This is a genomic window from Achromobacter sp. CSND-B12 (assembly GCF_052906545.1).
In genome coordinates this window covers 256,588-269,723 of the sequence record NZ_JBREGJ010000001.1, presented here as the reverse complement: position 1 = coordinate 269,723, position 13,136 = coordinate 256,588, and the positions used below count along the sequence as shown (strand labels likewise).

Annotated in this window: 12 protein-coding genes; 3 read left to right on the top strand and 9 right to left on the bottom strand. The window is 63.0% G+C overall.

All coding sequences use genetic code 11. The annotated features are described in order from the left end of the window. Positions 1 to 27: 27 nt before the first annotated feature. A complete protein-coding gene (locus ACUTAG_RS01235) occupies positions 28 to 1,740 on the top strand; it encodes an AIPR family protein (protein WP_081089553.1) in 1,713 nt (570 codons plus the stop codon). A 141-nt stretch (positions 1,741 to 1,881) separates the two neighbouring features. Further along, entirely contained in the window at positions 1,882 to 2,811 is a 930-nt protein-coding gene (locus ACUTAG_RS01230; protein WP_446649939.1) for a hypothetical protein, read from the top strand. 144 nt (positions 2,812 to 2,955) lie between these two features. Here the strand turns inward: ACUTAG_RS01230 and ACUTAG_RS01225 are convergent, their stop codons facing one another. From ACUTAG_RS01225 to ACUTAG_RS01195, 7 genes are all read right to left on the bottom strand, one after another. Next, the gene (locus tag ACUTAG_RS01225) at positions 2,956 to 3,267 is read right to left on the bottom strand and encodes a hypothetical protein (RefSeq protein ID WP_446649938.1); all 312 of its coding nucleotides are present in this window, start codon (positions 3,265 to 3,267) and stop codon (positions 2,956 to 2,958) included. 351 nt (positions 3,268 to 3,618) lie between these two features. Beyond that, positions 3,619 to 4,467 carry a class I SAM-dependent methyltransferase gene (locus tag ACUTAG_RS01220; RefSeq protein WP_060720378.1) on the bottom strand — a complete coding sequence of 283 codons (849 nt, stop codon included), beginning with the start codon at positions 4,465 to 4,467 and terminating at the stop codon, positions 3,619 to 3,621. A gap of 150 nt (positions 4,468 to 4,617) precedes the next feature. Continuing rightward, positions 4,618 to 5,412 carry a transporter substrate-binding domain-containing protein gene (locus ACUTAG_RS01215; RefSeq protein WP_269887292.1) on the bottom strand — a complete coding sequence of 265 codons (795 nt, stop codon included), beginning with the start codon at positions 5,410 to 5,412 and terminating at the stop codon, positions 4,618 to 4,620. 174 nt (positions 5,413 to 5,586) lie between these two features. After that, positions 5,587 to 6,357 (bottom strand): MBL fold metallo-hydrolase, encoded by a 771-nt coding sequence (locus tag ACUTAG_RS01210; protein WP_269887293.1) that lies wholly within the window; start codon positions 6,355 to 6,357, stop codon positions 5,587 to 5,589. Between the two features lie 4 nt (positions 6,358 to 6,361). Next, the gene (locus ACUTAG_RS01205) at positions 6,362 to 7,333 is read right to left on the bottom strand and encodes a Bug family tripartite tricarboxylate transporter substrate binding protein (protein WP_446649937.1); all 972 of its coding nucleotides are present in this window, start codon (positions 7,331 to 7,333) and stop codon (positions 6,362 to 6,364) included. Between the two features lie 27 nt (positions 7,334 to 7,360). Then, positions 7,361 to 8,407: an Ldh family oxidoreductase gene (locus ACUTAG_RS01200; protein WP_047991639.1), complete on the bottom strand. Its 1,047-nt coding sequence runs from the start codon at positions 8,405 to 8,407 to the stop codon at positions 7,361 to 7,363. 35 nt (positions 8,408 to 8,442) lie between these two features. Continuing rightward, positions 8,443 to 9,435, bottom strand: a complete 993-nt coding sequence (locus tag ACUTAG_RS01195; RefSeq protein ID WP_054444046.1) for a Bug family tripartite tricarboxylate transporter substrate binding protein — start codon at positions 9,433 to 9,435, stop codon at positions 8,443 to 8,445. A gap of 108 nt (positions 9,436 to 9,543) precedes the next feature. On the opposite strand from ACUTAG_RS01195, the gene ACUTAG_RS01190 reads away from it, so the two are divergent. After that, positions 9,544 to 10,443 carry a LysR family transcriptional regulator gene (locus tag ACUTAG_RS01190; RefSeq protein ID WP_049054069.1) on the top strand — a complete coding sequence of 300 codons (900 nt, stop codon included), beginning with the start codon at positions 9,544 to 9,546 and terminating at the stop codon, positions 10,441 to 10,443. A gap of 138 nt (positions 10,444 to 10,581) precedes the next feature. Here the strand turns inward: ACUTAG_RS01190 and ACUTAG_RS01185 are convergent, their stop codons facing one another. Then, a complete protein-coding gene (locus tag ACUTAG_RS01185) occupies positions 10,582 to 11,751 on the bottom strand; it encodes a CMD domain protein (protein WP_020928181.1) in 1,170 nt (389 codons plus the stop codon). A gap of 24 nt (positions 11,752 to 11,775) precedes the next feature. After that, entirely contained in the window at positions 11,776 to 13,134 is a 1,359-nt protein-coding gene (locus ACUTAG_RS01180; protein ID WP_446649936.1) for an acyl-CoA thioester hydrolase/BAAT C-terminal domain-containing protein, read from the bottom strand. Positions 13,135 to 13,136 lie beyond the last annotated feature (2 nt).

Here is a 13,136-nt window from a genome sequence, read left to right as displayed (position 1 = left end):
TTTTCAGAATTCTAAGTTGAGAGATATATGCACAGAATAACCGCTGGATTGTTGAAGGATTTTGTGGCTAGCTATGAACTAGGCGGCATGGATGAAGCCGAGCAATTCGAGCGGCTTGTTAACCATTGCGTCATTACACCAGAAGTGGTCGAAGCATACGATCTTTCTGACGTAACTACGGGTTCCGGAGATGACGGTATTGATGGATGCTGCGTCCTTATCGACGAAGAAGTGGTCGTATCTAAGGAGGATGCTACGCATGCACTTGCAGACGGGAGGCGCAATCACAGCGTTAAGCTGGTGTTAACGCAAGCGAAGTCTTCTGAATCTGTGGATCTCGGAGAAATTCTAAAATTTCACGAGGCGATTCTTCGGTTTTGTCATGATTTTGAAGATGAGCCGGAAGACGCTATCGAGAAAAACGCGAAGGAAATATACTCAACCGCTGTAGATAAGGCAGGAAGCGTCCGAGGCGGAAAACTGGAAATAGTCCTTCGCTATGCCTATACAGGGCGATATTTGGCGCCAAAAGAAATAGAAAAGGCGATTAAAGACCTTGTAAAAAAACTTAAGGAAGGTGGGTATTTTTCCGTTGTCGATTATCTCGTACTTGATAGAGAGGGGCTGGGCCGTGCATTTAAAATGACCTCTGCTCCATTAGAGGCAAAGATTGATGCTTTTTCGATAGCCGCCCTGCCACCTATCGCTGGCGTTAATGAAGCTTATCTTGCTGTCGTGCCTGCAAAGAATTTTGTAAAAAACATGCTTTCTGACGAAGATAGCAGGTTGCGGAATCACGTATTTGAAGAAAATGTAAGAGCCTTTTTGGGTGAGGAGAATCCCGTTAATCACGCTATAGGTGAAACCATTAATGATAGAGCGTCAAAATCACGTTTCCCTGTTCTTAATAATGGTATTACCGTGGTTAGCCCCGACGTGCGTGTTCAAGGGCTAGGTATAACTTTCATTGATTTTCAGATTGTTAATGGATGCCAGACTTCTAATGTGCTCTGGATAAATCGAGAAAAACTCGATGATAGTACGATGGTGGCCGTAAAGGTAATCGAGACAGATAGTGAGGATGTTTTTTCAGATCTGGTTAGAGCGACTAACAGTCAAACTAGAATCGATGATGATCAGTTTTTGTCACTTCAACCTATTGCTAGAAGAATTGAATCCTTTTTTAATTCTTATGAAGGGGACGAAAATAGGCTTTATTTTGAGAGAAGGGATCGCCAGTTTGTAGGTCAGGCTGTTCCAGGAATAAAAATATTTGATTTGAAGCTGCTGGCAAGATGTATGGCTGCAACATTTTTAGAGCGCCCGGATCTGGCCTATAGATTTCCCCGGAAAATATTCTCTGACAGGCCAATTTCGAACCTTATTTTTAGTCAGGAAAACAGGGAAATAATATATTATACCGGATGTCTTATTTATTATAGAATGTCGATTCTTTTTAGCAATCAGCAATTGCCTAGCGGGGCTAGACGGTTTAAATGGCATATTATGGCTTTGTTTGTGAAAAAGGTGGCTAAAAAAATGCCTTCGCTTCGGGATAAGAAAATAGAAGCGTGGTGCAAAAGTATCATAGATGTCATTGTTAGTGATCCTCGTAAATGCAAATCCGAGATGATTTCTTGTTATCAATTATTCGAAAATCTAGGGGAGGTTAGCGAAGATAGATTGAAGCGGCAAGCTGTGTATGACCAAATGCTGAAAGATCAAGGGTACAAGAAATAGATTTCTTTTTTCTAATGTTTATTAACCTGAGGTCCTTTGTTTTTTTTGATTGTATGGGTTTTTGAAGAAGATTGACTGATCAATGGTTGTTCTTAATTATTAAAAATAATTCTATATTTTATTGAGGGCGAGGTTTAAAAAATGTCTTTTGATTCGGTTAGTTTGGCTTTTCGTGGTAAGGACGGTCAGTTTCAATCCTTTTCTCCATCTTTGACCGCCAGGGACTTAATTGCTCTTGTGCTGTCTAGCGGTCCTCCTAACACCGTTGTTGACTTTCAGCCTGTTATTGGTGCGGTGCATGAATTGCATAAAAAAACTCTGGATGACTCGCGTCTTGTGGTGCTCGTAGATTTGCACACGACTTGGCGAGATGCGCGAACCTATACCGGTTCTGATGCACGCTTTTCTCGGTGGGAAGCAGTTATTCAGCGAGCTAGTGAATTATTGGCACGGTTGAAGTTGGAATTGAATGATCTTCCAAACTTGCGTGGAAAAGATAGCGATATATATAGAGATATTTTAAAATTCAATGGTTTGTGTTCGGCTTATCTGGAGTCTATTCTTTATTTTATTCATGCTAAAGCTTCGGTTGAAGTGACATCTTTTGTGAGGGAAAGTGCCTTGCAAGAGCATGTCGCCTTCCTGCGAGAAAGGCTTTCAGAGATGTACTCAAGGTTCGCTCGGTGGTGTGGTAATTGGGAGGATTTTTTAGTACATTTGGCAATATATTATCCCAATGAGGCGGCTAGCTTTTATAATTTGGAGCCTAATTCCGCCACGGTCGAAAAAGTAATGCGAGATTATATTAAGCGCGCTATCGATGAATCCTGTGATTCATATAGATATTCGAGTGAGGTGCCGGTTAAATTTACGTACAGAAAACAATCTGATTGGATTATTGGTGCAGGTAGACTGCTCCGAGATTCGATGCATGCATTGGGCGACATCAATAGGTTACTGGAAGCTCTCAAAACGGGTGAGGCCGGGTGGATGGACGATACGACTGTGGTGGAAAGTCTCGCGGTGGAGGTTCGGCGGCTTCAGTATGAGAAAAATGTGAAATTTGAATAGGTGAGGGGGGCAATAAGCTTCTACTCTTGGCTTACATGTCAACTGATCTCGTACACTACCCGGACAACCAAGAAGCGTGTCGATTGCTCACCCTTGCGACGTGCTGGCATCCCGATGGCGCCAAGCACACCGCAACCGCGCCAATCAATGCAATGACCCTTCCGTCATCGCTACCCTAAGCTCCAACTGCGCCCCGTCCATAGCCGTCCCTGCAAGATCCGCAATGTGATCGCAGAGGCTCTCAATCCCGCCTAGCAAGTTGGCGCTGATCCACGGTTCCAGCGGTTCCGCGCCGGTGCTCTCGGGTTCCGTCGTGCTATTGCCCACGATTCGGGCGATGGCCCAGATTCCCTGGCAAGCCCGTTCTATTTTCCGAAGATCAACAAATCGAATAGGGACGCTCTCCGGATCATCCGGCGTGGCCCAGCGGTCAAGGGTGTAGGAGTGGTCGTTCATCGCGGCTGCCTCTGTCGTTAAGCTCGCGCCTCGTCCTCGGTCGGGGCGGGCGAGCGCAAGGCCGGGTTGACAGACCGATGACCATGGGGAAACCGGCGCACGCGAACGTGCCCCAGCCTAGGCTCGCCCATAGGAGGGACGTGCGTCAGCCTACGAACATGAAAACGCCGCTATTGCAGCGGCTGTCCGCCCAAGGTCATTCCGGCTGTCAATCCGGACGATCGTTGTTGCGATCGCAAGATGAGTATGGGCGTGACGCACATTGGCAGCAATGCCAAGGGTTACATTCTCATCCCTATCCGAGACGAGCGTTCAATAAGAAAAGGACCTCGCAAGGTCCTTTTTCAATTCTCAAGCAGCTTCCGGCAGGAAAAACCGATCCTTCAACTCCTGCAACCCAATCCGATCCAGCATCTCAGTCAGCCGTTCCGCAGGCTTCCGCCGCGGCAGATCCTTGTACTGCGCGATGATCAGCTCATTCTTCATCGAATGCTCCCACCCCACCAGCTCCGTCACGCTGACCTGATACCCGTGCGCTTCGAGCTGCAAGCACCGCAGCACGTTCGTGATCTGGCTGCCAAACTCCCGCGTGTGCAGCGGATGCCGCCAGATCTCCGCCAGCGGATCGGCCAGCGCCTTGGCTTTGTTCTTGCGTAGCACCGACGCCACTTCCGCCTGGCAGCAGGGCACGACCACGATGTACTTGGCCTTTTTCTCCAGCGCGAAATGGATCGCGTCGTCGGTGGCGGTGTTGCAGGCGTGCAGGGCTGTGACCACGTCGATGGTCGCGGGCAGTTTGTCGGAGGTGATGGACTCGGCCACCGACAGGTTCAGGAACGACATGCCGCCAAAGCCCAGGCGCTTGGCCAGTTCTTCCGATGACTTGACCAGTTCCTCGCGGGTTTCTATGCCGTAGATGTGCGAGCCGTTCTTGAGCGCCTCGGGTTGTTCCTTGAAGAACAGGTCATACAGGATGAAGCCCAGGTACGACTTGCCCGCGCCGTGGTCGGCCAGGGTGACGGCGCCGCGCTGTTGTTGGACGTCCTTGAGCAGCGGTTCGATGAACTGGAACAGGTGGTAGACCTGCTTGAGCTTGCGGCGGCTGTCCTGGTTCATCTTGCCGTCGCGGGTCAGGATGTGCAGGGCCTTGAGCAGTTCGATCGACTGGCCGGGGCGGATGTCGTGGGTTTTGTCGGACATGGGGGTAAGGCAATGCGCCCCGCGAGGGGCGGGGCGCAGTGGAAGGCGGAAAGCGTCATTTTAACGAAACCGCTGACTCTCCGTCCGGCTGCCGACAGGGCGGGCCTGCTTGGCGTTGAGCCGTGCGCGGGTCGGCCGACTATCCGGCGGCTATCCGCCGGCAGCCGGCGCGACGGCGGCGCCGTCGATGCCATGGCGGGCCAGGGCCTGGGCCACGAAGCCGCTGCGTTTCATGTCTTCGACGAAGTCGGCCAGGACGCGCGCCGCCGCTTCGCCGCGCCCGCGCGGCAGGCCCATGGCCTGGCGGATGGTCATGAAGCTGCCGGGCAGCAGGCGCAGGCCGCCCAGGCGGCGGGCGTCGGCTTCCAGTTGCTGGCGCACGCCGGCGGCGACGTCGGTGCCGGTCTGCAGGAAGGTGTCGACCACGGTGGGCGAGGTGGCGGCGCGGGTGATGGCGGCGCGTTGCAGTTCGCGCGTCAGGTAGAGGTCGTAGGCGCTGCCCAGGCCGACGGTGACGCGGTGGCGCGGGTCGTCGACCTCGGCGATCTCGCGCAAGGGCGAATCGTTGCGCACCAGGTAGGCGCCTTCGATCAGGACGTAGGCGTCGGTGAAGGCGATGCCGGCGGCGCGCTTGGGGTCGATGGCGAAGAAGCCGATGTCGGCGGCGTCCTGGCTGACGGTGTCGACGGCCTTGCCGGCGCTGTCTAGGACGATGAGTTCCAGGGCCACGCCGAGCCGCTGCGCGAAGGCGCGGGCCAGGTCGACGGAGACGCCGGCGGCCGCGCCGCTGGCGTCGCGGGTGGCCAGGATGGGGTTGCCCAGGTTGATAGTGGCGCGCAGCACGCCGGTGGGGGTTAAGGCCTGGATGATGTCGGCGGGGATGTTGGAGGCGCCGGAATGGGCGGGGGCGTTGGAAAGGGCGGCGGTACTGGAAAGCGCAGTCATGGTGATGTTCGCGGAGGGCAGTGGGAGGTTCAAAGGCGGTTGCGGATGGCAGCCTGCCGTGGCGGAAGGCTCACAGGCGGCTGCGGACGGCTCAAGGCCATAGCGGATAGTTCACGAGGTGACAACGACGGCTGAAGGGTGATAGCAGATGGCTCTCTCCGTTTAGCCGCCAACTCAAACGCTGTACCGCCCAGCACCCGGCGCACAGCACAGGTCGATCCGTTGCGGCTCCAGGTCATCCCCGAACCACGCATTGATCGCGGCGCGGCGCTCGCCGACGTAGACCGGCGCGCCATCGGCGTCGAGCTTCATGCCCAGGTCATGGCCCGGCACCAGCAGCGTGCCGGGCCGCTTGCGCCACCACTCCCAGATGCGTTCCAGGCTGGCATGGCTGGCGGCGGCGTCGGCGGTGTCGACCACCTGGCCCGAGACCAGTTCGGCGCGATTCTTGGCCGCATCGCCGGTGAAGAGGATGGGCTGGCGCGGGTCATCGACGTAGAACAGCAGATGCCCGGGGGTATGGCCTGGCGCGGCGATGGCGGTGATGCCGGGCAGGAAGGCGTCGCCGTCGTCGATACGGCGCACGCGGTCCAGTTGGTCTAGTTCGCGCACGTACAGTTCGGGCAGCGGGTTGAAGCCGGGCGGTTGCGCGGCGGCCCATTGCAGTTCCTGCGCGCCGATCCAGACGGTGGCGTTGGGGAACAGCGTGAAGTTGACGGCGTGGTCGTAGTGGGCGTGCGTGAGGACGACGTCGGTGATGTCGGCCGGCGCGACGCCGCAGGCGTCCAGGTGGCGGCTAAGCAGGTGGCGCACGCCGAACGCGCCGACGTCCACCAGGATCCTGTGGCGGTCCGAGCGCAGCAGGGTGCTGGTGCTCCAGCCCAGGCCGCCATGGCAGACGGCGCGGCCGGGGTAGCCCTGGATCAGGATATCGATCTGGTACATGGGGTCACTCCGCGGTGATGTGGGCTTCGCTGATCAACTGGCGGTAGCGTTGCAGGTCGTCGCGCAACTGGCGCGTGAATTCCTCGGGCGTGCCGGCGATGATTTCGTTGCCGCCTTCGGTGGCCAGCTTGCGCACCACTTCCGGGTCCTTCACCGCCTGGATCACGGCGTCGTGCAGGGTGGCGATGATGCGCGGATCGGTGCCGGCCGGCGCCAGCAGGCCCTGGAACTGGGTGATGACGAAGTCCTTGTAGCCCAGTTCCTGCATGGTGGGCAGGTCGGGCAGGCTGGAGGCGCGGCGCGGGCCGGTGACGGCGTAGGCGCGCAGCTTGCCGGACTGGATGTGCGGGGTGGCGGTGACGGTGGTGTCGAAGGTGAACGACAGTTGCCCGCCCAGCACGTCGGTCAGGGCCTGGGCGTTGCCCTTGTAGGGCACGTGCGTCAGTTGGGTGCCGGTGCGCAGGGCCAGCAGTTCGCCGGCCAGGTGGCCGCCGGCGCCCAGGCCGGCCGAGCCGTAGGTGACCGCGCCGGGTTTCTTGCGGGCGGCGGCGAGCAGGTCGTCGATGCTGTGCGCGGGCGATTGCTGCGGCACCACCAGCGCGTACTGGTAGCTGGTGATCTGGCTGATCGGGGCGAAATCCTTCAGCGGGTCATAGGGCGTTTTCTTGTACAGCGACGGGTTGACCACTAGCGGGCCGCTGGCGTCCAGCAGCAGGGTGTAGCCGTCGGGCGCGGCCTTGGCGACGAAGTCGGTGCCGATCATGCCGTTGGCGCCGGGCTTGTTCTCGACCACGATGGTGCCCTGCAGGGTCTTGGCCATGCGGGCCGCGACCACGCGCGCGGTGATGTCGGCCGCGCCGCCGGCCACGTAGGGCACGATCAGGCGGATCGGCTGGCTGGGATAGTCGGCGGCGCCGGCCAGCGGCGCGGCCAGCGCCGCCGCCAGGACCAGGGTGAGTCGGGCGATGCTCTTCATGTTGTCGGTCTCCTCCGGGATGCCGGCTCAGCCCTGGCCGGCGTGTTGGCGCAGCAGGGCCAGGACGTCCGCGGCCACTTCGATGCCGTGGGCGCGCTGGCGCGCCAGCTTGGCCAGTTCGATCTCGCCGGGCTGGATCACGGGGCGGGCCGGGTCGGCGGCCGGGCTGGCGTGCAGGATGGCGGCGAAGTCGTTCATGCGTTCGGCCAGCCATTGGGTCGAGCCCAGGCGGCGGGTGTCGATCAGCAGGAAGAAGTGGCCCAGGTTCTGCGGTTCGTCGGGCGCGTCGACCCAGGATTTGACGTGGGTGAGGTAGGCGGCGTTGGACAGCAGGCCGGCGAACAGGTCCACCATCAGCGCCAGGCCGTAGCCCTTGTGGCCGCCGATCGGCAGCAGGAAGCCGTCCAGCGCCTGCCTGGGATCGGTGGTCGGTTGGCCCTGGGCGTCGGTGGCCCAGGTGTCGGGGATGGCCTGGCCGGCCTTCAGGGCGTTGCGGATCTTGGCGCGGGCCACCACGCTCATGGCCATGTCGAGCAGGAAGTGCGCGCCGTCCGGATTCGGCACGGCAAAGCCGATGGGGCTGTTGCCGACGCGCGCGTCGGTGCCGCCCCAGGGGGCGATGGTGGTGGTGGCGTTGCTGCCGATGATGCTGGCGTAGCCGGCCTCGGCGGCGATCAGGCCGTAGGGCGAGATCGGGCCGAAATGGTTGCTCTGGCGGGCGAACGCCAGGCCCACGCCGCATTCGCTGGCGGCCTGCATGGCGGCGCGCAGCGCGTGCATGCCGACCAGCGGGCCGACGCCGTTGTCGCCGTCGACCAGGCGCAGCGCGGGGGCGGGGCTGTCCACGCGGATGCGGGCCTGGCGGTTGATGCCGCCGACCTGCAGGCGCTCGCCATACGATTCGATGCGCGACAGGCCGTGGGTGGACAGGCCGAACAGATCGGCCAGCACCAGGATGTCGACCACGTCGACGGCGTCCTGGCGCGGCAGGCCCAGGCCTTCGAAGGCGCGCACGCCAAGCTCGCGCAGTTCGGTTTCCGGGACGAGGGAGGGGGAGCCAGCAGTGGCGGCCATGATCAGCAATCCTTGTGTGAGAAAAGAGGGAGGGCTTATTCGGCGGAAAGACGGGCGTCTTTCACCACTTGGCTCCAGCGGCGCTCTTCGGCGTCGATGAAGGCGGCGAATTCGGCCGGGCCGGCGCCGGAGGGCTCGGCGGCGTCATGGGCCAGGCGCTGGCGCACGGCGTCGGTCCGCAGGGCGCGCTGGGCGGCGGCCTGCAGGCGCGAGATCGCTTCCTGCGGCGTGCCGGCCGGGGCCAGCAGGCCGAACCACTGCGAGCTTTCGAAGCCGGGGTAGCCCTGCTCCGCCACGGTGGGCACGTCCGGCAGGATCGGCAGGCGCTGGGCCGAGCCGACGGCCACGATCTTGATCTTGCCGGCCTGCGCATGCGGCAGCAGGCCGGGAATGCCGGCCGCGGCGGCGTCGATGTTGCCGGCCAGCAGGTCGGTGACCTGGGCGCCGGTGCCCTTGTACGGCACGTGCACCACGTCGATGGCGGCGGCGGTCTTGAGCATTTCGAAGGCCAGGTGGCCGGCGCTGCCGTTGCCGGCCGAGCCGTAGTTCAGGACGCCGGGCTTGGCGCGCGCCAGCGCCACGAATTCGGGCAGGGTGGCGGCCGGCACCTTGGCGCCCACGGCGAACACCATGGGCAGCTTGGCCAGCAGGATGATCGGGGCGAAGTCGCGGCGCGGGTCATACGACAGGTTGGGCATCATGGTCGGGTTCACCGCCAGGGTGCCGACGTGGCCCAGGATCAGCGTGTAGCCGTCGGGCCGGGCGCGCGCCGCTTCCACCGTGGCAATGCTGCCCTGTCCGCCGCCCTTGTTCTCGACGATGACCTGCTGGCCCAGGTCGCGCGACATTTCCACCGCGACGGCGCGCGCCACCACGTCGGAACTGCCGCCTGGGCCGTAGGGCACCAGCAGGCGGATGGGGCGTTGCGGCCAGGCGTCGGCGTGGGCCGAGAAGGGGGCGGACGACAACAAGGGGGCGGCGGCCAGCGCCAGCGCGGTGCGCAGGCAGGCTCTCCGTAGCGGATTCATGGGTGGGTCTCCTGTTCGGGCCGCTATTGGTTGCGGCTGGGAGACATCGTGCCCCGCCCTCGGAATCGAGTAAAGTGCAAAAATTCGTTCAATTCTTGATGAAAACGCATGAATTTCGACCTTGCCGATCTGCGCGCCTTCCTGGCGGTGGCCGACCTGGGCAGTTTTCGCGCCGCGTCCGAGGCGTTGCACCTGTCGCAGTCGGCGCTGTCGCGCCGCGTCGACAAGCTGGAAGCGGCGCTGGGCGTGCAGCTGATGACGCGCACCACGCGCAAGGTCGAGCTGACCACCATTGGCCGCGGCTTCGTGCCGCGCGCCCGCAGCGTGCTGAATGAGCTGGAGAGCGCGTTGGTCGGCATCCGCGACGTGGCCGAGCGGTTGTCGGGCATGGTGACGATTGCCTGCGTGCCGTCGGCGGTGGCGTATTTCCTGCCGGATGTGATCCGCGAATACCACGCCAGCTATCCGCGCATCCGCATCCGCATCATCGACGAGTCGTCCTCGCAGGTGCTGACGGCGGTGGCGCGCGGCGACGCGGATTTCGGGCTGACCTACATCGGCGCCAATGACGCGGAGATCGAGTTCAAGCCGCTCCTGGAGGAGCCGTTCGTGGCGGCGGTGAGCCGCAAGCATCCGCTGGCCAAACGCAAGTCGGTGGATTGGGCCGACCTGGAGGCGCATCCGTACATCACGCTGGCGCAGGGCAGCGGCAATCGTTTCCTGATGGACCAGGCGCTGGTGCACAGCGGCAGCCGGCCGCGCCATTTCTGCGAGGTGCAGCACGTGCCGGCGCTGGTCAGCATGGTGGAGGCGGGCCTGGGCGTGGGCGTGGTGCCGCGCCTGGCGATGCCGGATGAGGACCATGGCACGCTGGTCAGCGTGCCGCTGCGCAACCCCGCCGTGAGCCGCACGATCGGCCTGATCCATCCGCGCGGCAAGACCTTGAATCCGGTGGCGCGGCTGTTCTACGACCTGCTGGCGCAGCGGGTGGAGGCGCGGCAGAAGTAGGGGGAGCACGGTTCAAGCGGGACGCCGCTGCGCTGCCGGCCGCCTGCGCGGAAGGGCATCAACCGCGAGCCAAAAAGCAGACAGGCCGCGAAAACGCGGCCTGTCCAGGTACTGCGCGGCGCGATGCGCGCGCGGCCGTCAGACCTGCACGACCACCGGCTCGCCCAGGTTCAACATCAACCGGTTGGCCCACGCGAAGATCGCGTCCGAATGCAGCAGGTCCAGCACTTCGCCGTCGCTCAGGCCCACGTCCTTCAACGCCTGGATGCTGGCCGCATCCACCGAGGCCGGCGCGTCCGTGATCTGGATCGAGAACTTGCCGATCGCCAGCTCGCGCGCGGTGGTGCCGGCGGTGGCCGGGTCTTCGAACACCTGCGCGATCACGTCATTGCGCTTGGCCAGTTGCTCGAAGCGCTGCGCGTGCACCGAGGCGCAGTAGACGCAGCCGTTGACGCGCGACACCACGGTCGCGCCCAGTTCCCGCTCGGCGCGCGACAGGCCGCCGGGCGCGTACATGATGGCGTTGAACGCGGTGGAGCGCTGGCGCAGGATCTCGGGCTGGTGCACCAGGAACAGGTAGTAATCCGAGACCTTGGCCTTGGGGTGGCTTTCTTCCAGCACCGCGATCTGCTCGGGCGTGGCGCTGTCGACCTGGACCACGTCCAGCCACGCCTTCCACTCCAGCACTTCGTTGGTGAAGCCGTGGGCCTTGATGACGGCGCCGGGTTCGGTGGCGGCGGTGTTGGCCGGGAAGGGCGCGGGCGGGGTACCGGCCGCAATCGGCTTGGTTTCCAGCGCCAGCATGGCCTGCAGGCCGGCGACCAGGCGCACCTGGTACGACAGGAACGCCACCAGTTGCGACAGCGTGACCACGGCAGGCGTGGAGACGCCGGCGGCCGGCAGGGTCTTGAGCGCGGCTTCGTCGCCTTCGACGGGCTTTTCGATCAGCTTGCGGGTGAATTCCAGGATCGCGGCCAGGCGCGGGTCGGCGGCGTCCGCCGGCTTGCCGGACTCGGCCACCTGGATGTCGGCGGCGCTGGCGCCGGCCTCGACCAGGCGCTGGCGGTAGTGCGCGGCCAGCGCCGGCGACGGCGTCAGGCGCGCGGCGTATAGCGCGACCAGCAGGCGCTCGGCCAGCGTCAGGCCGGGCAGGGCCGGGTCGAACAGGGCGTCGTAGCTGCCCTGGGTGGCGGCGGCGACCTTGTCGCGCTGGTGGCGCACGGCGTAGGTGGCGCTGTCGGCCTTCAGGCCGACGAGCTGGTCCACCAGGTCGCGGGCGGCGTCATAGACGATGGGGGGTTGTGCCATTGAGAAAGTCTCCTTGGATGTCGTTCAGCCGGCGTTGCCGGGCGTGGCGGCCGCGCCGGCTTCGGCGCGGTTCGCGGACGGCGCGGCCTGGCCGCGCGCCTTGACCGCGGCGTCCAGGAACTTCAGCACGCCTTCCCACGATTGCTCGTCGGCGCGCGCGTTGTCCTTGGGGTTGCCGCCGCTGGTGCTGACCTTGCCGGACACGGGGTGGGCGTAGACCAGTTGCGTGGTGGGCACGTAGGGGAACAGGATCGAGTGGCCGCCGTTCTCGTAGTCCAGCCATTGGACCGGATACGGATGCTGTACCTCGGCCAGCTTGTCGCGCACCATCTTCGAGTACAGGCTGGACGGCCACGAGCCGTCGTCGGTGGCCGACAGCAGCATCACCGGGCCCTGGATGTCCTCGACCCTGATGCGGGCGCGGGCCACGGCGTCGGGGTCCTGCAGCGCGGTGAGGATGGCCTTTTCGTGACGATGCGGCGCGGGGCCTTCGTCGAACGGCGCCCAGGTGGCGGTGCGGTTGTTTTCCCAGACGTGCGGCAGGGGCTTGCCGCCGAGCAGCCAGGTCGGGCCTTCGCGGCCGATCTTGGGGTCGCAGGCGTTCTGGCCGCTGTGGACCACGGCGCCGGGCACGTAGGCCACGACCGCCGACACTTCCGTGGGGAAGGTGGCGCCCAGCAGCAGCACCAGTTCGCCGCCGCGCGACTGGCCGCTGATGGCGACGAAGTCGTGCTTGGGCTGGACCTTCTTGCGCAGCCAGCGCAGGCCGGTCTGGAAGTACTCCAGCGGCGTGTTGGAGATGTAGTCCGACAGGCCCGGCGCCTTGAAGTAGGCCAGGGCGAAGGCGGCGTAGCCGCGCGACGCATACAGCGCGGCGCGCGGTTCGTTGATGCCGCCGCCCGAGCCGTTCAGGATAAGCACGGCGGGATGCGAGCCGGGCGTGGCGCCGGGCGGCAGGTAGAGCGTGCCGACCAGGCCTTCCTCGCGCACGTCCTGGCGGGTGACGCCTTCGGCCGCCAGGCGCTGGGTGAAGCGCGCCACGCTCTGGGCGCCGGCCACGCGCGCCACCACTTCGGTGACCAGCGGCTCGCTGACCGGGTGGTTGAAGTGCTCGCGGCTGGGCGAGTCCACGGGCGACTGCGACCACACCAGGCCCATGGGCGAGAGGCCGCTGTAGTCGCCCGAGACGGGCGCGTCGCGCGTCAGGTCGACCACGCCGTCCTCGCCCGCGACGAAGGCGGCGTGGCTTTGCCAAAGCACGCCGTTGCGGCGGGTGAGGGCGGTGATCTCCACCGTCTGGCCGGGCGCGACGTGCTCCACCCGGATCTGGCGGGGCACGTCGATGAGCGCGTCGGCGGGTTGAATGCTCAGGGTAGGAACCATGA

Excerpts from the sequence above, each read along its gene's own strand:
- ACUTAG_RS01180 (WP_446649936.1), bottom strand. The coding sequence starts at position 13,134 with ATGGTTCCTACCCTGAGCATTCAACCCGCCGACGCGCTCATCGACGTG.
- ACUTAG_RS01205 (WP_446649937.1), bottom strand. The coding sequence starts at position 7,333 with ATGAAGAGCATCGCCCGACTCACCCTGGTCCTGGCGGCGGCGCTGGCC.
- ACUTAG_RS01200 (WP_047991639.1), bottom strand. The coding sequence starts at position 8,407 with ATGGCCGCCACTGCTGGCTCCCCCTCCCTCGTCCCGGAAACCGAACTG.
- ACUTAG_RS01210 (WP_269887293.1), bottom strand. The coding sequence starts at position 6,357 with ATGTACCAGATCGATATCCTGATCCAGGGCTACCCCGGCCGCGCCGTC.
- ACUTAG_RS01215 (WP_269887292.1), bottom strand. The coding sequence starts at position 5,412 with ATGACTGCGCTTTCCAGTACCGCCGCCCTTTCCAACGCCCCCGCCCAT.
- ACUTAG_RS01220 (WP_060720378.1), bottom strand. The coding sequence starts at position 4,467 with ATGTCCGACAAAACCCACGACATCCGCCCCGGCCAGTCGATCGAACTG.
- ACUTAG_RS01230 (WP_446649939.1), top strand. The coding sequence starts at position 1,882 with ATGTCTTTTGATTCGGTTAGTTTGGCTTTTCGTGGTAAGGACGGTCAG.
- ACUTAG_RS01225 (WP_446649938.1), bottom strand. The coding sequence starts at position 3,267 with ATGAACGACCACTCCTACACCCTTGACCGCTGGGCCACGCCGGATGAT.
- ACUTAG_RS01190 (WP_049054069.1), top strand. The coding sequence starts at position 9,544 with ATGAATTTCGACCTTGCCGATCTGCGCGCCTTCCTGGCGGTGGCCGAC.
- ACUTAG_RS01185 (WP_020928181.1), bottom strand. The coding sequence starts at position 11,751 with ATGGCACAACCCCCCATCGTCTATGACGCCGCCCGCGACCTGGTGGAC.
- ACUTAG_RS01195 (WP_054444046.1), bottom strand. The coding sequence starts at position 9,435 with ATGAATCCGCTACGGAGAGCCTGCCTGCGCACCGCGCTGGCGCTGGCC.
- ACUTAG_RS01235 (WP_081089553.1), top strand. The coding sequence starts at position 28 with ATGCACAGAATAACCGCTGGATTGTTGAAGGATTTTGTGGCTAGCTAT.